This is a genomic window from Neobacillus phoenicis (genome assembly GCF_047302305.1).
Taxonomy (GTDB): domain Bacteria; phylum Bacillota; class Bacilli; order Bacillales; family Cytobacillaceae; genus Neobacillus.
In genome coordinates this window covers 4,712,317-4,731,099 of record NZ_CP154847.1, presented here as the reverse complement: position 1 = coordinate 4,731,099, position 18,783 = coordinate 4,712,317, and the positions used below count along the sequence as shown (strand labels likewise).

At 42.6% G+C, this 18,783-nt stretch carries 11 protein-coding genes, 9 tRNA genes and 3 rRNA genes; 20 read left to right on the top strand and 3 right to left on the bottom strand.

Features of this window, described 5'->3' with window-relative positions:
* Nucleotides 1–2 precede the first annotated feature (2 nt).
* Together AA0X95_RS24235 and AA0X95_RS24230 are read right to left on the bottom strand one after the other, a co-directional pair.
* The gene (locus AA0X95_RS24235; RefSeq protein ID WP_413302540.1) at nt 3–4,472 is read right to left on the bottom strand and encodes a glutamate synthase-related protein; all 4,470 of its coding nucleotides are present in this window, start codon (nt 4,470–4,472) and stop codon (nt 3–5) included.
* Between the two features lie 322 nt (nt 4,473–4,794).
* Entirely contained in the window at nt 4,795–6,090 is a 1,296-nt protein-coding gene (locus AA0X95_RS24230; protein WP_413302537.1) for a glutamate-1-semialdehyde 2,1-aminomutase, read from the bottom strand.
* A gap of 174 nt (nt 6,091–6,264) precedes the next feature.
* Between AA0X95_RS24230 and AA0X95_RS24225 the strand changes: the two genes are divergently transcribed.
* From AA0X95_RS24225 to perR, 7 genes are all read left to right on the top strand, one after another.
* Nucleotides 6,265–7,272: an ATP-binding cassette domain-containing protein gene (locus tag AA0X95_RS24225; protein WP_413302535.1), complete on the top strand. Its 1,008-nt coding sequence runs from the start codon at nt 6,265–6,267 to the stop codon at nt 7,270–7,272.
* Complete coding sequence (locus AA0X95_RS24220; RefSeq protein WP_413302532.1) at nt 7,273–8,064, top strand: ABC transporter permease; 792 nt, start codon at nt 7,273–7,275, stop codon at nt 8,062–8,064.
* Between the two features lie 3 nt (nt 8,065–8,067).
* Nucleotides 8,068–8,853 (top strand): ABC transporter permease, encoded by a 786-nt coding sequence (locus AA0X95_RS24215; RefSeq protein WP_413302529.1) that lies wholly within the window; start codon nt 8,068–8,070, stop codon nt 8,851–8,853.
* Between the two features lie 103 nt (nt 8,854–8,956).
* On the top strand, nt 8,957–9,349 hold the full coding sequence (locus AA0X95_RS24210) for an ion channel (RefSeq protein WP_335533285.1): 393 nt from the start codon (nt 8,957–8,959) through the stop codon (nt 9,347–9,349).
* 83 nt (nt 9,350–9,432) lie between these two features.
* Nucleotides 9,433–9,903 carry a thioredoxin-dependent thiol peroxidase gene (gene bcp, locus AA0X95_RS24205; protein WP_413302526.1) on the top strand — a complete coding sequence of 157 codons (471 nt, stop codon included), beginning with the start codon at nt 9,433–9,435 and terminating at the stop codon, nt 9,901–9,903.
* Between the two features lie 228 nt (nt 9,904–10,131).
* Nucleotides 10,132–10,689, top strand: a complete 558-nt coding sequence (locus AA0X95_RS24200) for a cob(I)yrinic acid a,c-diamide adenosyltransferase (RefSeq protein ID WP_413302523.1) — start codon at nt 10,132–10,134, stop codon at nt 10,687–10,689.
* A 102-nt stretch (nt 10,690–10,791) separates the two neighbouring features.
* A complete protein-coding gene (gene perR / locus AA0X95_RS24195) occupies nt 10,792–11,229 on the top strand; it encodes a peroxide-responsive transcriptional repressor PerR (protein ID WP_413302521.1) in 438 nt (145 codons plus the stop codon).
* Nucleotides 11,230–11,322: 93 nt separating this feature from the next.
* On the opposite strand, the gene AA0X95_RS24190 is transcribed toward perR, so the two are convergent.
* Nucleotides 11,323–11,667, bottom strand: a complete 345-nt coding sequence (locus AA0X95_RS24190; protein ID WP_413302519.1) for a YgzB family protein — start codon at nt 11,665–11,667, stop codon at nt 11,323–11,325.
* A gap of 149 nt (nt 11,668–11,816) precedes the next feature.
* Between AA0X95_RS24190 and AA0X95_RS24185 the strand changes: the two genes are divergently transcribed.
* The 13 genes from AA0X95_RS24185 (at nt 11,817) to AA0X95_RS24125 (ending at nt 18,781) form a co-directional block, all read left to right on the top strand.
* Complete coding sequence (locus tag AA0X95_RS24185; RefSeq protein WP_413302517.1) at nt 11,817–12,692, top strand: nucleotidyltransferase-like protein; 876 nt, start codon at nt 11,817–11,819, stop codon at nt 12,690–12,692.
* Between the two features lie 271 nt (nt 12,693–12,963).
* A 16S ribosomal RNA gene (locus AA0X95_RS24180) occupies nt 12,964–14,501 on the top strand.
* A gap of 201 nt (nt 14,502–14,702) precedes the next feature.
* Nucleotides 14,703–17,638 (top strand): 23S ribosomal RNA (locus AA0X95_RS24175).
* A 128-nt stretch (nt 17,639–17,766) separates the two neighbouring features.
* A 5S ribosomal RNA gene (gene rrf / locus AA0X95_RS24170) occupies nt 17,767–17,883 on the top strand.
* The 16S, 23S and 5S rRNA genes sit together here with 9 tRNA genes alongside, the layout of an rRNA operon.
* A 13-nt stretch (nt 17,884–17,896) precedes the next feature.
* Nucleotides 17,897–17,971: transfer RNA gene (locus tag AA0X95_RS24165), tRNA-Asn, on the top strand.
* A 7-nt stretch (nt 17,972–17,978) separates the two neighbouring features.
* Nucleotides 17,979–18,070 (top strand) — tRNA-Ser (locus tag AA0X95_RS24160).
* 16 nt (nt 18,071–18,086) lie between these two features.
* Nucleotides 18,087–18,161 (top strand) — tRNA-Glu (locus AA0X95_RS24155).
* 5 nt (nt 18,162–18,166) lie between these two features.
* Nucleotides 18,167–18,242: transfer RNA gene (locus tag AA0X95_RS24150), tRNA-Val, on the top strand.
* A 109-nt stretch (nt 18,243–18,351) separates the two neighbouring features.
* A tRNA-Met gene (locus AA0X95_RS24145) sits at nt 18,352–18,425 on the top strand.
* Nucleotides 18,426–18,428: 3 nt separating this feature from the next.
* Nucleotides 18,429–18,505 (top strand) — tRNA-Asp (locus tag AA0X95_RS24140).
* Nucleotides 18,506–18,514: 9 nt separating this feature from the next.
* A tRNA-Phe gene (locus AA0X95_RS24135) sits at nt 18,515–18,590 on the top strand.
* A gap of 27 nt (nt 18,591–18,617) precedes the next feature.
* Nucleotides 18,618–18,702: transfer RNA gene (locus tag AA0X95_RS24130), tRNA-Tyr, on the top strand.
* A 5-nt stretch (nt 18,703–18,707) separates the two neighbouring features.
* Nucleotides 18,708–18,781 (top strand) — tRNA-Trp (locus tag AA0X95_RS24125).
* The last annotated feature ends 2 nt before the right edge of the window (nt 18,782–18,783 follow it).

The window sequence follows — 18,783 nt, the reverse complement described above, 5'->3', positions numbered from 1 at the left end:
GATCATTCTGTCGATACAGATGGATCTGCTTGTTCTTTAACAGGCAGGATCTGAACAAAGTGATTTTCAGAATCTGTTAATAGACTACGAAGTTGATTTGCTTCGTCTGCCTGACCATTTTGTTCAAGCAAATCTGTATATTTGCCTAACAGCTCATTAATATCTTGTTTACCTTTTTCATTTAAGTCAGCAACGGATACTTTTGCACCTTTAGCAATCCGTCTTTTAATGGCTTCTTTCGTTAAACCTAATTCAGGTTGGTGTCGGATATAGACGACACCTCCGGTCATACCTGCACAAATCCATGGACCAGGATCACCTAAAACTAAACCACGGCCATTGGTCATGTATTCAAAGGCAAAACCTTTGATATTTGCATTTGAGCCAATATTCCCAGCTTCTTTAGCAGGAATTGGCTTCTTTACAGCACCACCAATGATTAAGTCTGCACCAGAGAGACGAATTCCTGCACGGGCATCAGCATTTCCTTGTGCAACAAGTAATCCTTTTTGAGCACCGTATCCAAATCCTTTACCGACGGATCCATTATAATATTGGCCATTTTTCCCTTTTGATTTAAGGACGTGAATATTTCCACCAAAGGATGTTTTACCGACACCGTCTTGACCTCCGCCATTAACGGTAATTTCGATTCCTTCACTATTATAGGCACCTAAGCCGTTTCCTGGTATGGAACCATCTTTATATTTCAGCTGGACTGGTGGAAGCTGCTTGTAAGAACCATCGAGTCTACCGCGAACACGGTGACAGGACACGCGGCTTCCTAGGACGCGCTGTTCAGATGTTACACTTTCAAACTCTCTTGAAGAATGTAATTGGTCTACACTTCCATCAAGATACTCTGCACCAACAGCTACTTGCATTTGTACCTCTTCAATTGACTTTGAAGCTGCCGTTTTTGCAAATTGACTGATTTCAAGTGGTTTTAGTAAATAGGAAAGGCTAAGCTGACCTTCACCCTTTACTTGCTCCAATAGTTCTGAACGACCTACAGCATCTTGTAGATTCTTAATACCTAATGATGCTGCAAGCTCTTTTAACTCCGTACCAAAGGCTGTAAAGAGATTCATAATTCCTTGAACAGCTAAGTCTAATTGTCTTGGCACGAAACGTCTTAGACCGTGTTCTTTTGCTTGTGCTTCAGATTCGATTTGAGTGGCAATTCCGACGTGACATGTATCTAAATGACAGCCACGGCAAGTCGTACAGCCGATAGAAAGCATAGCTAATGTTCCAAATCCAACTCGGTTCGCACCAAGTAGCATGATTTTCATTACATCCATAGCACTCTTCATACCGCCATCAGCCCAAAGTTCAACTTTATGACGAAGCCCACTCTCAAGCAATGCATTGTGTGCTGCTTTTACACCAATTTCTACTGGTAAGCCTACATGTTGAAGAGCATGGATTCTTGCTGCCCCTGTACCGCCATCAAAGCCGCTTAGGGTGATAATATCTGCTCCTGCTTTTGCGACCCCAACAGCGATGGTGCCGATATTTGGAACAACTGGAACCTTAACAGCAATTTTTGCTTGGTCATTTGCTGTCTTTAATTCAAGAATCATTTGTGCTAAATCTTCAATGGAATAAATATCATGGTTATTTGATGGAGAAATCAAGTCTGAACCAAGTGTCGCATTACGAGCTTCTGCTACTTTTGCAGTAACCTTTGAACCAGGTAAATGTCCACCTTCTCCAGGCTTAGCTCCTTGACCAATTTTGATTTCTAAGAGATTAGAAGAGTTTAGAAGCTCTGCATTCACTCCAAATCTTCCAGAAGCAACCTGTTGTCCTCTTGTTTTAGGATATTTACCAAGCATATCCTTGATTTCTCCACCCTCACCATTTAGGCTGACCATATTTAAACGGTCTGCACCTTCAGCATAGGCTCTAAATGCTGTTTCGTTCTGTGACCCAAACGACATGGAAGAAATAATAAACGGTAAATCATGGTCGCCAACACGAAGGTCAACTTCTGTTGGAGCCACTGTTTTCGCACCTTTCTTCAGCTGAACTAAATGGCGAATAGTAGTTGGATTTTGTGTTTCCTGCTCGGAAATTTTATCTCTATATACACTATAGTCACCTGTTGCTGCTACTTCCCCAATCGCTTTCCAAATACGAGGGAATAGGTGGAAGGTCTTTCCGACTCTTTCTTTTTCATTTTGGTAATCTTCTGCTCTTGAGAAAGCATCTTGCTTCATTGCTTCAAAATCAGTTTCAATTTCCTTAGAGCCAAAGAAGTTGACGATATTTAATACATTGGCGATAGATTCATGTAAGCCAATGCTAGAGAACAGTCTTCCATAACCACGAAGCTCGTGAATCCCAATCGTTGAAATGACTTTTTCTAAACCCTTAGTTAATGCACCGTAAAGGTTAACTAGTGGTTTAGTAGATTCATCAAGAATGGTTAAGAACATGTAATACGGGCTAATTAAATCAGCTCCCAAACCAAACACGGTAATAATATCATGAAGGGAGCGAATGGAAGCAGAACGAACCAATAAAGAACTGTTTCTTCTTAACTCTGCCTTTACAAGCGCTTGGTCGATAGCTGAAGTCACTAAATGTGGATCAATCCAGTAACAGTCTTCTTGGTGTGCTTTTGCATCGTCTAAGACAAGAAGCGTTTTTCCAGACTCTACAGCCTTAACCGCTTCATCAGCTAATCGGATAAGTGCTTGATCAACTGTTTCTTCTTTTTTAAAGGTTGTGGAGATATAGGCAGCTAATTTTTGTTCCTGGAAGTGCTGGACCAATTGATCAAAGCTTGGCTGGCCTAAAGACTCTGCACAGGTGAATCCAGCCTTTCCTTCGACGAGAAGGGGAGTAGCTAGTTCAATGACAGTCTCTGTACTTTCATGTGTAAATAAAGTCGGACGTTTTCCAATGATTACACGTGTAGAAAAATGTTCTGTTTCCCTGTCACGGTCAATCGCTGGGTTTGTTACGACTGCCACACTTTCTTTAATATAATCAGCAATATTTACTCGCTCAGGGTTAAGGGCAGCAAGTGGAGCATCATGACCTAGTGACCGAATAGGCTCTACGCCTTTTTCAGCCATTTGTTCGATTAATTGAATGTGATCACGTTCCCAACCAAAAGCCTTATATTGTCCGTTATGAATTTTGTCTGGATAACTCATTGTTACCGTTTTATTTAAAACAGGTGGCTGTAAGCGTAGTCTAGAGTCTCCAAGATTTAACCGGTTTGAAAAGCGGTTAAACACTTCATTTTGGAAGCGGTTCTGTTCAAATACATCCAATTTGTCGCCATTCCATTTAAAACCTACTTTTTCACCAGGTGCCAAAGGCTTTGGCTCATTTACATATTCACTGGAAGGAATGATTCCAGGTTCAGAGGAGAATAGGTACGAGCTTTCTGTTTCAAGCATCCAAAGTGGACGAAGTCCTAGGGCATCTACACTAAATACTGCTTCATCAGCATATCGGGAGATGATTCCTGCAGGGCCTTGTGCAAAGTGTCCCCATGCTTCTCTTAAATAAGTATATAAATCTTGTAATTCATTTGAATAAGCCTTTATTTCATTGATGATCGGAGGGAATAAAAGGTCCATCGCTTCGAATAAGGAATAGCCCTGACGGCAAATTAATGTTTCCATTGTTCGGCTGAGATCTTGTGAGTCACTTCCGTCTTTTACAAGTGGAACACCGATCATTTTTGCCTCATCACGAAGTTTAGCAATCGTGTTGATTTCACCGTTATGACCAAGCACACTAAAAGGCTGTACTCGGAAAAAACTAGATAACGTATTAGTAGAATATCGATTATGTCCAAGAGTCATAGTTGATGCAACAAGTGGATGCGCTAAATCATGGTAATAGCGAGGGAGGATATCTCCTGCACCCATTACTTTATAGACGACATGATTTTGACTTAAAGATGCTACATGAACTTCGTCATTTGTTTCAAAATCAACTAATGTTTCGAAAAGAGCTTTCGTTAATTCCTGCCCTTTTTTATTAGATACACAGGCAAACTGCCAAAACACAGGATTTTCTTGAATGGCAATAGGCCCTAGTGCAGAAGGGTCTGTTACTTCATCTGACTCATAAACTAATTCAAACTCATACTTAGCAAGCTTAGTAAGTAATTCCTGTTTAGTAGATTCCCAGTTAACCTTTTGGCTGACAAAAACATGGCCAACTGCAAAATCCTCTTTCTCCACAAGCAACGGGTCAAGACCAGCCTGTGATAATTTTTCTTTCCAGAGATCGATAGGGATATCGGTATGAATTCCAACTCCGTCACCTTCACCATTAATAAAGCCGGCACGGTGATTCATCGTAACAAGGGCTTCAATACAATCGAAAATATTCTTTTTAGTTGGTTGTTTTGATTTTTCAAGACAAGCCACTATACCACAGGCATCATGTTCTTGTTTATGGAATTCTTTAAAAAGGGAAGGGCTCCATTTTTGTGTCATTTTGTAGGGCTTAGCGGGTTGGTCCGCTGAAGCCTAGTCACCTCCTATGAAACTTTAAATTAGAGAATATTTTATTATTCGTAGTTTGTAATCTATTTGATACTTTAACGGGGTGTTTGGTTAAAGGATTAAAAATAATAATAATCTTATAGTATCATATGAATTTTCAGAAATCAAATAAATATACAAAAGTTTGGATACAAAAATACCGGTAAAAGGGGATTGGATAAATGAGGAATATATTATTGTAAACGTTTTCATTTGGTTTCGAAAAATAAAAGGGAGTGATTCCTACTCCCTTTCGTGCATAAAAAGTGTATATTTATTCGTTGTTTAGTTGGGAAAATGCATTTCTTACCGCATGTAAAGTAGCTTCCACGTCTTCTTCTGTATGAGCAATGGTTAGGAACCACGCCTCATATTTAGATGGAGCTAAATTAATTCCCTGGTGAAGCATGAGTTTGAAAAACTTAGCGAACATTTCTCCGTCTGTGTTCTCCGCTTGTTCATAATTTTCTATTGTTTCATTTGTGAAATAAACGGTAAATGCTCCTTTAAGTCTGTTAATCGTAATTTGAATATTAAACTCTTTAGCTGCTTCTAATATTCCATCCGCGAGCATAGCGCCAAGTTGGTCCAAGTATTCGTATACCCCTTCTTGCTTCAGAACTTCTAGGCAGGCAATTCCTGAAAGAATGGAGGCTGGATTACCGGCCATGGTTCCTGCTTGATATGCAGGCCCTAGTGGAGCAACCTTTTCCATAATTTCCTTCCGTCCGCCGTATGCACCAATTGGCAGGCCTCCGCCGATAATTTTTCCAAGCGCTGTTAAATCTGGCTTAATTCCTAATAAGTCCTGGGCACCACCGTACATAAAACGAAAGGCTGTAATCACTTCATCATAAATGACAAGTGCACCCGCAGCATGTGTTAGGTCATTCACTTGTTGAAGGAACCCAGGCTTTGGTTCAACAATCCCAAAGTTCCCGACAATTGGTTCCACTAAAACTGCAGCAATTTGGTCTCCCCATTTTTCTAAAGCTTCCTTAAATGGTTCAATATCATTAAATGGTACCGTAATCACTTCTTGGGCAATGCTTTTTGGTACTCCCGCAGAATCAGGAGTGCCTAGAGTAGAAGGACCTGATCCAGCGGCAACAAGAACCAGATCAGAATGGCCATGGTAGCAACCAGCAAACTTAATGATTTTATCTCTTCCTGTGTAAGCCCGGGCAACACGGATTGTAGTCATAACCGCTTCTGTTCCTGAGTTAACGAAACGTACCTTATCTAAAGCAGGCATCGCTTCCTTAATCATTTTGGCGAATTTCACTTCATGTGGAGTGGGTGTTCCGTAAAGAACGCCACTTTCTGCAGCACGTGTGATGGCTTTTGTAATATGTGGGTGAGCATGACCAGTAATGATTGGACCATAGGCTGCAAGATAATCAATGTATTGATTCCCGTCAACATCCCAAAAGTATGCGCCTTGTGCACGTTCCATTACTACCGGTGCGCCACCGCCAACTGCCTTGTAAGACCGGGACGGACTGTTTACTCCACCAACAATGTGCTGAACTGCTTCATTATGTATTGTTTCAGAATTTGTAAATTGCACTATTTTTCCTCCTTCATTTATATCTACCCTATTTTATCACTTTTTTAATTGTCTATAATCTATTTCAACTTTTAGAAAATTCTGTTTGAGTGCAGGTTAGTTGTTTTAACTAATTGATTTGGCTAAACTAATGTTTTAGGAATGCTGTAGGAACCATGCTTTGGGAGGTACTTGATGAAGAATATTATAGAAGTACAAAGCTTAAGGAAAGAATTTAAATCCTATTCGAGTAGAACTGGACTAAAGGGTGCGTTTAGGGATTTGTTCACTAGAAATTATAAGGTGATTCCTGCCGTTAACGATATCAATTTTTCAGTGGCGCAAGGGGAGATAGTTGGCTATATTGGAGAAAATGGAGCGGGGAAATCCACCACCATTAAAATGCTGACAGGCATATTAACCCCTACGTCTGGCGACATCATTGTAAATGGTATGAATCCTCATAGGGAAAGAGAAAAGTTTGTCCAAACCATTGGCGTTGTTTTCGGCCAACGGTCGCAATTGTGGTGGGATATTGCCGTACAGGAGTCGTTCCGTCTACTGAAAAAGGTATATAAAGTATCAGATGAACAATACGACGATCACATGAACCATGTTATAAAAACCTTGGATATTGAACCACTCTTAGATAAACCAGTTCGTAAATTATCCCTTGGCCAACGGATGCGTTGTGAGCTTGCGGCCGCACTCATTCACAATCCCCCTTTATTATTTTTGGATGAACCGACCATTGGTTTAGATGTGCTAGTTAAATTAAGAATCCGTGAATTTTTAAAAGAAATAAATGAGAAATATAATACAACGATTCTGTTAACAACACATGATTTATCAGACATCGAGGCATTATGTGAGCGCGTGATTATGCTTGATGAAGGAAAAGTGATTTATGATGGTGCCCTTAAGAATCTTCAGGAAAAATGGGGCGAAGGGAAGGAACTACGTTTTCAATTTCTTGAAAAAGTAGACTTAGCTGCTGTAAGAAATCTGACAAGCGGGATGCCTGTTAAATGGGAGTTGGATGAAAAGGACCAAGTTTTCATTGCGGTTGTAGAGGAGAACGACGAATTAATCTCTCAGGTTATTGCTATGGTGGTAGCTGGATTTAAAATAAAGGACATTAAAATTAACGAGACGTCCACAGAAGAGATTATTCGAAATATATATGAGAAGGGTGCTGTGTAAGTGGATAAATACTTAGAAATGATTAGAATCCGCTTTTTAATGATGCTCGCTTACCGGACTAATTATTACACGGGGATTCTAATTTATAGTATCAACATTGGAGCCTACTACTTCCTATGGAATGCGATTTATGGGTCAAAAGAACAAATTGTCGGGCTTTCGGTTATTCAAATGACCACCTATGTCGCTGTTTCCTGGATGGCTCGTGCGTTTTATTTTAATAATCTGGACCGTGAAATGGCGTTAGAAATAATGGAAGGTAAAGTAGCAATCGAGTTAATCCGCCCCTATAATTATCTGACGATGAAAACCATGCAAGGACTTGGAGAAGGGATCTTTCGGTTATTTTTCTTTTCAGCTCCTGGTATGATCATTGTTTATTTCATTTTCCCCATCCATTTTACTTGGGAACCCAGTGTTTGGGGATTGTTTGGACTATCCATTTTATTAAGCTTTTTTATCAATACAGAGTTGAACTTATTAACAGGGATAACCACTTTCTTCTTATATAATAATGCAGGACTTATCCGGGCGAAACGAGTCGTTATTGATTTGTTCTCAGGACTTCTTTTGCCCATTAGCTTCTTTCCGGGCTGGGCTCAAGAAATCATGAAATTTCTTCCCTTTCAAGGGATCAGCTACTTTCCAAGTATGATTTTGACAAAAGGTTTCTCACACCAGCAGGCAATCGATGCGATTATGCAGCAAATTGTTTGGGTTATTGTATTAATTGTGCCTATTCAAATTCTGTGGTACTTGGCGAGGAAACAGTTGATTATTCAGGGGGGATAAGGGTTGTTTTATTTATCTATGTTTTTTCAATACACATCGCAGTACATTAAAACTAGATTTCAATATCGGGCAGATTTGTTTGTAGAGTTCTTTTCAGATTTACTGTCCCAAGCGATTAATCTTGTTTTTATATTAGTAGTTTTTGGCCATACGAGTTTACTTAATGGCTGGAGCAGAGATGAAATTATCTTTATTTATGGTTTTTTTCTAGTACCTTCTGCCGTGTTTTCTGCCTTTTTTAATATATGGGATTTTAACGAACGATATATTGTAAAGGGAGAGCTTGACCGAATACTTACAAGACCCATTCATAGTCTCTTTCAAATTATTCTCGAGCGAATTGAACTGGAGTCCCTATTAGGAGCCATAACCGGACTTGCTGTCATGTTCTATGCAGGGAGTCGATTGGGCCTTGAAGTGCATTGGTATGACCCATTTTTATTTGTCATTTTTGTTATTGGTGGTGCGCTTGTCTATGGTGGAATCTTCATCATGATTGCATGCATTAGTTTTTGGGCAGATGCAAGAACTTCACTTATGCCGATGATGTACAATATCAGCAGTTACGGTAGGTATCCAGTTAACATTTATAATAAGTTAATTCGCTTTGTATTAACTTGGATCATCCCATTTGCTTTTGTTGGCGTGTATCCTGCTGCCTTTTTTCTTGGGAAAAAGGAATGGTTGTGGTATTCCTGTTTAACGCCAGTCATTGGTGTCGTCTTTTTTATTCTTTCCATTCTACTCTGGAATCAAGGGGTAAAGAAGTATAGGGGAGCAGGGAATTAAAGAATTTATTCGAAATCAGGCTTTTGCCTGGTTTTTTGCTATTTTATTGACCAAGCCCGCATAGGAATAGAATAACTCTCATGGATTGTAGGGGTGGTTAAACATGTTTTATTTCTTACTTCCGATTGTCATCTTTTGTATCTTTATGAGTTTGCGAACATTATTTATCCCTAATACACTAAGTGGGAAGTTTGCATCTGTTCAAAACTTCCTTTATCTAGGCTCGGTCTACTTAACCGTTATTATAGGATTTGGACTGATTTATCTTTTGTTTTACCTGATTGGGTTGCCACTACTAAAAGAAGTAAATCAAGATTCTCAAAATAATATCTTTGAGACCAGTTTTTATTTTAGCGCGATGACCCTTTTTTCTGTCGGAAACGGGGACGTCCTGCCGAATGGAGTGGGGAGAATAATTGCAGTGATTGAAGCATTAATAGGGTATACGCTACCGGCTGCATTTGTCGCAAAAGTGATGTTAGATAGGGAAAAGTAGGTCAGATCGGTGGATTATTTGTATTATAAGGAGAGATTCGTTACGCTATAGATAAGGAATCTTTTACAATAGGAGTGATTCATATGACAATTGAAACGGGAAAACAAGCCCCTGAATTTGAGCTTGAAGCCAGCAATGGTGAGGTAGTTAAACTTTCTGATTTTCGCGGAAAAAATGTTGTCCTTTATTTTTACCCTAAAGATATGACTCCTGGGTGTACAACAGAAGCATGTGATTTTCGAGATCAGATTGAAAAGTTTAATGACTTGGATACAGTAATCTTAGGTGTAAGTCCGGACCCAACCTCTCGTCATCAAAAGTTTATTGATAAATACGGATTGCCATTTCTTCTTCTAGCAGATACAGATCAACAAGCTGCAGAAGCTTACGAAGTGTGGAAGTTAAAGAAAAATTTTGGTAAAGAATATATGGGGATTGAAAGGTCTACGTTTATTATCAATAAGGATGGTCAACTCGTTAAAGAATGGAGAAAAGTTCAAGTTAAAGGTCATGTTGAGGACGCGCTAACATACATACGTGAACACCTTAGCTAATTAAAAGATTTCTAGCCTATTTTCTTTAGGAAAGGCATTTGTCCAATGCAAGAAGCGTGATTTTGAATATCATTTTATTAGGGCATACCTCCTCAGATAAATTTTGGGTCCATAGTGACCCTTTTTTTTATGTCTAAAAAACGATACTATCATAATGTCTGATATCATGGGAATATATGTGTATAAAAGTTGAAGGTAACATTCCATTACATAGGGGAGGAATAGGGTATGAAAATCTATACAAAAACAGGAGATAAGGGGACAACGTCTCTTATTTATGGTCAACGGGTATCGAAGAATGATGCGAGGGTTGAAGCGTACGGAACCTGTGATGAAACAAATTCAATGATTGGTCTGGCCCTTAGTCATTTAAGAAATGAAAACTTTCAAGAGAAAGAAATAATTGAAAATGTATATCATAAAATACAAACGAACCTTTTTCATGTGGGGGCTGAGCTGGCAACTCCAAAAGGTAAAGAAGTTAAGTGGTCACTAACTTCTCTTGATGTGGAGGAAATGGAAAAGCAAATTGATGATTGGAATAACTCGCTTTCCGAATTAACCAATTTTATCCTGCCTGGAGGCCATCCCGCAGCAGCGGCTTTTCATGTAGCTCGGACCATGGCAAGAAGGGCTGAAAGGTGTGCGGTTTCGTTAGGTGAGGACGTAAACCCACTTGTATTAGCCTATTTAAATCGACTTTCAGACTTATTGTTTATTACCGCCCGGTATGTTAACAACAGGTTAGGGGCAGAAGAACAAACCTTGCATGAAAAAAGTAAATAATCATAGGGGTTTGTGAGGTTGCAATATTGACAAAAGTATAAATATGTTAGTAAAATTAATTATAACAATTATAATCTAAGAATATTTTTGGAAAAGAGGTGCATGGCGATGAATCAGTTAAAAGAAGCGTTGGATACCTTAAAGGAAACTGGGGTACGAATTACTCCACAACGTCATGCGATACTTGAATATTTAATAAACTCGATGTCACATCCTACTGCTGATGATATTTATAAGGCATTAGAAGGTAAATTCCCAAACATGAGTGTGGCAACAGTTTACAATAATTTACGAGTATTTCGTGAAGTCGGTCTTGTTAAGGAATTAACCTATGGTGATGCATCAAGTCGTTTTGACTTTGTTACGTCTCATCACTATCATGTAATTTGTGAGCAATGCGGAAAAATAGTTGATTTTCATTACCCGGGACTTGATGAAGTAGAGCATCTTGCCTCACATGTAACAGGATTTAAAGTAGAGAATCACCGAATGGAAATCTACGGCTCTTGTCCTGAATGTGCAAGTAAAGAAGTTCATTAATTTTAGAATATGGCTCTTTTTTACAATAAAAAAGAGGGTGCCTGAACCTACGGCTTGAAAAGCTGTTAGGTCTCAGTCATCCTCTATTTATTTTTATTGCTTTTTATTATAGGTCTCATCGAACTCTTCGCCTTCAAGTTTAGGATCAAGGGTTAAAGGTTCTCGACAATACATACACATATCCACTCTGCCTAGCATTTTCGTAGGTTTCCCGCAGCTAGGGCATTTGACTTGGATGGTTTTTGTTGACAACATCCCAATCCAAAAATAAACGACAGTACTTGCGATAATAAAAATAAGACCTAAAAGCATAAAGATGGTCATAATAACTGGTGAGGTACGAAAATAAATGCCCCCATACATAACAATAAAGCCAATAAAAATTAAAGATAGTGCAAAGCTGCGAATTTTATTTATTTTACTCGAATATTTAGCCATGTTACTCCCTCCTAGAGAAACTATATCATATTTATCTATGGAGAAAAAAGGTTACGCAGAAGAATGTCGAAATTTGTCTTTGGAGAAAGAAGGAAATCCGTTTTCACTGTCGAACCTATATATACCCGAAAAAATTGGAGGAATGATGAATGGAAGACATCCTTCGGCCTATTTATCAAGAAAGGGCGAGCCAATCAAATACCCTTGGAGTTTTATTGATTGAAAAAAAACAAAAGTTAAGTCATATTACTGATTCCTTTGATGTCATATTACTAGTGGTTGTCAAAGAAGCAGAACGGCCTGTGTTTATTAAGCATTATACCTATGACAATAAAAAGGCTGCGATGCACATCATTGCAGAAGAGCAACTGCAGGAATGGCTCTTACTAGGTACCAATCGGAAGATATTCGAATGGCTCCATGATGCAAAAATTCTCTTTGATCGTAATGAATATGTAGCCAATTTAAAGACAGAACTGCGAGAGTTCCCTTTTAATGGACGGAAAATTAAAATGGGCTTAGAGTTTACCAAGTTGATTCGTCGCTACGTAGATGGAAAAGCGCTATTTGAAAGTAAACAGTTTTTGGATGCGTATAATCATGTGGTTCACTCCTTGCATCATCTAGCGAGGTTAGCAGTAATAGAAAATGGTCTACATCCAGAATTGACAGTGTGGCATCAAGTGAAAAAAATTGAACCTGAAATATATAAATTATATGAAGAACTAGTTAACAGTGAAGAAACACTAGAGAAACGATTAGAACTTTTATTCTTGGCAAGTGAATTTATGATTCATTCAAGAACCTCGATTTGTAGTGTTCATTTATTAGAGGTTCTTAGTGGTAAGGAACACTGGTTATTTAATGAGATAATGAACGAGAAAGAATTAATTCCTTATTCTGTGGATCTAGTGGTCTTACTTGAGTATCTGATTGAGAAACATTTAATAGATATCGTTAATATTGAAACCAAGGGTCATGGGGTTTATCACCGTTGTTATCAGGTGGCGAAAAAATTATCGTAAAAAAACATTAATTCCTATTGACCTTTTGTTTATTACTTGGTATATTAATAACCGTCGCTGCGAAACAAATAATTAAAGCTTTCGCCGGTGACGGTTTTTCTTTTAAAAAGATGTTGACATCGTAAATAACTTTATGTTATATTAATAAAGTCGCTTACGAGCGATATCGAAGATTGTTCTTTGAAAACTAAACAAACAAAAACGTCAACAAACAATAATATTTAGCTTCTTAGTGAAGCTAAGCCAACGTAACAAAATGAGCTAATCAACTTTCTTGGAGAGTTTGATCCTGGCTCAGGACGAACGCTGGCGGCGTGCCTAATACATGCAAGTCGAGCGAACCACTTCGGTGGTTAGCGGCGGACGGGTGAGTAACACGTGGGCAACCTGCCTGTAAGACTGGGATAACTTCGGGAAACCGGAGCTAATACCGGATAATCCTTTTTCTCTCATGAGGAAAAGCTGAAAGACGGTTTCGGCTGTCACTTACAGATGGGCCCGCGGCGCATTAGCTAGTTGGTGAGGTAACGGCTCACCAAGGCGACGATGCGTAGCCGACCTGAGAGGGTGATCGGCCACACTGGGACTGAGACACGGCCCAGACTCCTACGGGAGGCAGCAGTAGGGAATCTTCCACAATGGACGAAAGTCTGATGGAGCAACGCCGCGTGAGCGATGAAGGCCTTCGGGTCGTAAAGCTCTGTTGTTAGGGAAGAACAAGTACCGGAGTAACTGCCGGTACCTTGACGGTACCTAACCAGAAAGCCACGGCTAACTACGTGCCAGCAGCCGCGGTAATACGTAGGTGGCAAGCGTTGTCCGGAATTATTGGGCGTAAAGCGCGCGCAGGCGGTCCTTTAAGTCTGATGTGAAAGCCCACGGCTCAACCGTGGAGGGTCATTGGAAACTGGGGGACTTGAGTGCAGAAGAGGAAAGCGGAATTCCACGTGTAGCGGTGAAATGCGTAGAGATGTGGAGGAACACCAGTGGCGAAGGCGGCTTTCTGGTCTGTAACTGACGCTGAGGCGCGAAAGCGTGGGGAGCAAACAGGATTAGATACCCTGGTAGTCCACGCCGTAAACGATGAGTGCTAAGTGTTAGGGGGTTTCCGCCCCTTAGTGCTGCAGCTAACGCATTAAGCACTCCGCCTGGGGAGTACGGCCGCAAGGCTGAAACTCAAAGGAATTGACGGGGGCCCGCACAAGCGGTGGAGCATGTGGTTTAATTCGAAGCAACGCGAAGAACCTTACCAGGTCTTGACATCCTCTGACACTCCTAGAGATAGGACTTTCCCCTTCGGGGGACAGAGTGACAGGTGGTGCATGGTTGTCGTCAGCTCGTGTCGTGAGATGTTGGGTTAAGTCCCGCAACGAGCGCAACCCTTGATCTTAGTTGCCAGCATTCAGTTGGGCACTCTAAGGTGACTGCCGGTGACAAACCGGAGGAAGGTGGGGATGACGTCAAATCATCATGCCCCTTATGACCTGGGCTACACACGTGCTACAATGGATGGTACAAAGGGCTGCAAGACCGCGAGGTTTAGCCAATCCCATAAAACCATTCTCAGTTCGGATTGTAGGCTGCAACTCGCCTACATGAAGCCGGAATCGCTAGTAATCGCGGATCAGCATGCCGCGGTGAATACGTTCCCGGGCCTTGTACACACCGCCCGTCACACCACGAGAGTTTGTAACACCCGAAGTCGGTGGGGTAACCGTAAGGAGCCAGCCGCCTAAGGTGGGACAGATGATTGGGGTGAAGTCGTAACAAGGTAGCCGTATCGGAAGGTGCGGCTGGATCACCTCCTTTCTAAGGATATAAGCTGGACATATGAGCCAGACAAAACATGTTTGTTTGATTGTTTCTTGTTTGTTTAGTTTTGAGAGTGCAATTTTCTCTCAAAACATCGTTCTTTGAAAACTAGATAATCGTAATGAAGAAGTCAAGTAAAACATCGAGTAATCGCCATTTTAGTTTTCTCTCTATTAATTTAGAGAAACAAACCTTTTAGGTTAAGTTAGAAAGGGCGCACGGTGAATGCCTTGGCACTAGGAGCCGATGAAGGACGGGACTAACACCGATATGCTTCGGGGAGCTGTAAGTAAGCTTTGATCCGGAGATTTCCGAATGGGGGAACCCACTGTTCGTAATGGAACAGTATCTTTACCTGAATACATAGGGTATTGAAGGCATACCCGGGGAACTGAAACATCTAAGTACCCGGAGGAAGAGAAAGCAAACGCGATTCCCTGAGTAGCGGCGAGCGAAACGGGACATAGCCCAAACCAAGAGGCTTGCCTCTTGGGGTTGTAGGACACTCAACATGGAGTTACAAAGGAACGGGGTAGATGAAGCGGCCTGGAAAGGCCCGTCAGAGAAGGTAAAAACCCTGTAGTCGAAACTTCGTTCCCTCCTGAGTGGATCCTGAGTACGGCCGGACACGTGAAATCCGGTCGGAAGCAGGGAGGACCATCTCCCAAGGCTAAATACTCCCTAGTGACCGATAGTGAACCAGTACCGTGAGGGAAAGGTGAAAAGCACCCCGGAAGGGGAGTGAAATAGTTCCTGAAACCGTGTGCCTACAAGTAGTTAGAGCCCGTTAATGGGTGATAGCGTGCCTTTTGTAGAATGAACCGGCGAGTTACGATCCCATGCAAGGTTAAGTTGAAGAGACGGAGCCGCAGCGAAAGCGAGTCTGAATAGGGCGAATGAGTATGTGGTCGTAGACCCGAAACCAGGTGATCTACCCATGTCCAGGGTGAAGTCCAGGTAACACTGGATGGAGGCCCGAACCCACGCACGTTGAAAAGTGCGGGGATGAGGTGTGGGTAGCGGAGAAATTCCAATCGAACTTGGAGATAGCTGGTTCTCTCCGAAATAGCTTTAGGGCTAGCCTCACGTAGTTAGAGTCTTGGAGGTAGAGCACTGTTTGGACTAGGGGCCCTCATCGGGTTACCGAATTCAGACAAACTCCGAATGCCAAAGACTTATCCGTGGGAGTCAGACTGCGAGTGATAAGATCCGTAGTCAAAAGGGAAACAGCCCAGACCACCAGCTAAGGTCCCAAAGTTTACGTTAAGTGGAAAAGGATGTGGAGTTGCTTAGACAACCAGGATGTTGGCTTAGAAGCAGCCACCATTTAAAGAGTGCGTAATAGCTCACTGGTCGAGTGACTCTGCGCCGAAAATGTACCGGGGCTAAACGTAACACCGAAGCTGTGGATTGACATCTTAGATGTCAGTGGTAGGAGAGCGTTCTAAGGGCGTTGAAGCTAGACCGTAAGGACTGGTGGAGCGCTTAGAAGTGAGAATGCCGGTATGAGTAGCGAAAGATGAGTGAGAATCTCATCCACCGTATGCCTAAGGTTTCCTGAGGAAGGCTCGTCCGCTCAGGGTTAGTCGGGACCTAAGCCGAGGCCGAAAGGCGTAGGCGATGGACAACAGGTTGATATTCCTGTACCACCTCTTTATCGTTTGAGTGATGGGGGGACGCAGGAGGATAGGGTAAGCGCGCTGTTGGATATGCGCGTCTAAGCAGTTAGGCTGGAAAGTAGGAAAATCCGCTTTCCGTGAAGGCTGAGCTGTGATAGCGAGGGAAATTTAGTACCGAAGTTCCTGATTCCACACTGCCAAGAAAAGCCTCTAGCGAGATAAAAGGTGCCCGTACCGCAAACCGACACAGGTAGGCGAGGAGAGAATCCTAAGGTGAGCGAGAGAACTCTCGTTAAGGAACTCGGCAAAATGACCCCGTAACTTCGGGAGAAGGGGTGCTTTTTGAGGTGAATAGCCTCGAAGAGCCGCAGTGAATAGGCCCAGGCGACTGTTTAGCAAAAACACAGGTCTCTGCGAAGCCGCAAGGCGAAGTATAGGGGCTGACGCCTGCCCGGTGCTGGAAGGTTAAGAGGAGGGGTTAGCGCAAGCGAAGCTCTGAATCGAAGCCCCAGTAAACGGCGGCCGTAACTATAACGGTCCTAAGGTAGCGAAATTCCTTGTCGGGTAAGTTCCGACCCGCACGAAAGGCGTAACGATCTGGGCACTGTCTCAACGAGAGACTCGGTGAAATTATAGTACCTGTGAAGATGCAGGTTACCCGCGACAGGACGGAAAGACCCCGTGGAGCTTTACTGTAGCCTGATATTGAATTTTGGTACAGCTTGTACAGGATAGGTAGGAGCCATAGAAACCGGAGCGCTAGCTTCGGTGGAGGCGTCGGTGGGATACTACCCTGGCTGTATTGAAATTCTAACCCGCACCCCTTATCGGGGTGGGAGACAGTGTCAGGTGGGCAGTTTGACTGGGGCGGTCGCCTCCTAAAGAGTAACGGAGGCGCCCAAAGGTTCCCTCAGAATGGTTGGAAATCATTCGTAGAGTGTAAAGGCACAAGGGAGCTTGACTGCGAGACCTACAAGTCGAGCAGGGACGAAAGTCGGGCTTAGTGATCCGGTGGTTCCGCATGGAAGGGCCATCGCTCAACGGATAAAAGCTACCCCGGGGATAACAGGCTTATCTCCCCCAAGAGTCCACATCGACGGGGAGGTTTGGCACCTCGATGTCGGCTCATCGCATCCTGGGGCTGTAGTCGGTCCCAAGGGTTGGGCTGTTCGCCCATTAAAGCGGTACGCGAGCTGGGTTCAGAACGTCGTGAGACAGTTCGGTCCCTATCCGTCGTGGGCGCAGGAAATTTGAGAGGAGCTGTCCTTAGTACGAGAGGACCGGGATGGACGCACCGCTGGTGTACCAGTTGTCTTGCCAAAGGCATCGCTGGGTAGCTATGTGCGGACGGGATAAGTGCTGAAAGCATCTAAGCATGAAGCCCCCCTCAAGATGAGATTTCCCATAGCGTCAAGCTAGTAAGAACCCTGAAAGATGATCAGGTTGATAGGTCAGAGGTGGAAGCGTGGTAACATGTGGAGCTGACTGATACTAATCGTTCGAGGACTTAACCAAGTTTTAAGCGAACTCGTTTTTTACAAACACTTCTTCTGCATTATCTAGTTTTGAGGGAATGAAAAAAAAAAATTTCCTCTTGCAAAATATGAAAAAGACATTATAATAAAATAGTGTCGAATAAATGGTCTGGTAATAATGGCGAGAAGGTCACACCCGTTCCCATACCGAACACGGAAGTTAAGCTTCTCAGCGCCGATGGTAGTTGGGACGAAAGTCCCTGTGAGAGTAGGACGTTGCCAGGCTGTTTTAAAATATTCCGCAGTAGCTCAGTGGTAGAGCTATCGGCTGTTAACCGATCGGTCGTAGGTTCGAGTCCTACCTGCGGAGCCATTATTTTGGAGAGCTGTCCGAGTGGCCGAAGGAGCACGATTGGAAATCGTGTAGGCGGGTAACCCTGTCTCAAGGGTTCAAATCCCTTGCTCTCCGCCATTAAATTTTAAGATATGGCCCCTTGGTCAAGCGGTTAAGACACCGCCCTTTCACGGCGGTAACACGGGTTCGAATCCCGTAGGGGTCACCATTTATGGAGGATTAGCTCAGCTGGGAGAGCATCTGCCTTACAAGCAGAGGGTCGGCGGTTCGATCCCGTCATCCTCCACCATTAATAATCTGTTAGTTGTATCAATAGAGTTGCTCCTTGAATATGCTAATTGAGATTGATACAGTCCATACAAACTATGGGCATGAACAACATAAATATTTTTTATTGTCGCGGGGTGGAGCAGTCTGGTAGCTCGTCGGGCTCATAACCCGAAGGTCGCAGGTTCAAATCCTGTCCCCGCAATATGGTCTGGTAGTTCAGTTGGTTAGAATGCCTGCCTGTCACGCAGGAGGTCGCGGGTTCGAGTCCCGTCCAGACCGCCATAAAATGTTGGCTCAGTAGCTCAGTCGGTAGAGCAAAGGACTGAAAATCCTTGTGTCGGCGGTTCGATTCCGTCCTGAGCCACCATTTATTTCTATGAAACACTTTATATGTGGAGGGGTAGCGAAGTGGCTAAACGCGGCGGACTGTAAATCCGCTCCCTCCGGGTTCGGCGGTTCGAATCCGTCCCCCTCCACCATATCTAGGGGTATAGTTTAAAGGTAGAACGAAGGTCTCCAAAACCTTTGGTGTGGGTTCGATTCCTACTACCCCTGCCAAT

Excerpts from the sequence above, each read along its gene's own strand:
- AA0X95_RS24235 (WP_413302540.1), bottom strand. The coding sequence starts at position 4,472 with ATGACACAAAAATGGAGCCCTTCCCTTTTTAAAGAATTCCATAAACAA.
- AA0X95_RS24225 (WP_413302535.1), top strand. The coding sequence starts at position 6,265 with ATGAAGAATATTATAGAAGTACAAAGCTTAAGGAAAGAATTTAAATCC.
- AA0X95_RS24210 (WP_335533285.1), top strand. The coding sequence starts at position 8,957 with ATGTTTTATTTCTTACTTCCGATTGTCATCTTTTGTATCTTTATGAGT.
- bcp (WP_413302526.1), top strand. The coding sequence starts at position 9,433 with ATGACAATTGAAACGGGAAAACAAGCCCCTGAATTTGAGCTTGAAGCC.
- AA0X95_RS24200 (WP_413302523.1), top strand. The coding sequence starts at position 10,132 with ATGAAAATCTATACAAAAACAGGAGATAAGGGGACAACGTCTCTTATT.
- perR (WP_413302521.1), top strand. The coding sequence starts at position 10,792 with ATGGCGATGAATCAGTTAAAAGAAGCGTTGGATACCTTAAAGGAAACT.
- AA0X95_RS24190 (WP_413302519.1), bottom strand. The coding sequence starts at position 11,667 with ATGGCTAAATATTCGAGTAAAATAAATAAAATTCGCAGCTTTGCACTA.
- AA0X95_RS24185 (WP_413302517.1), top strand. The coding sequence starts at position 11,817 with ATGGAAGACATCCTTCGGCCTATTTATCAAGAAAGGGCGAGCCAATCA.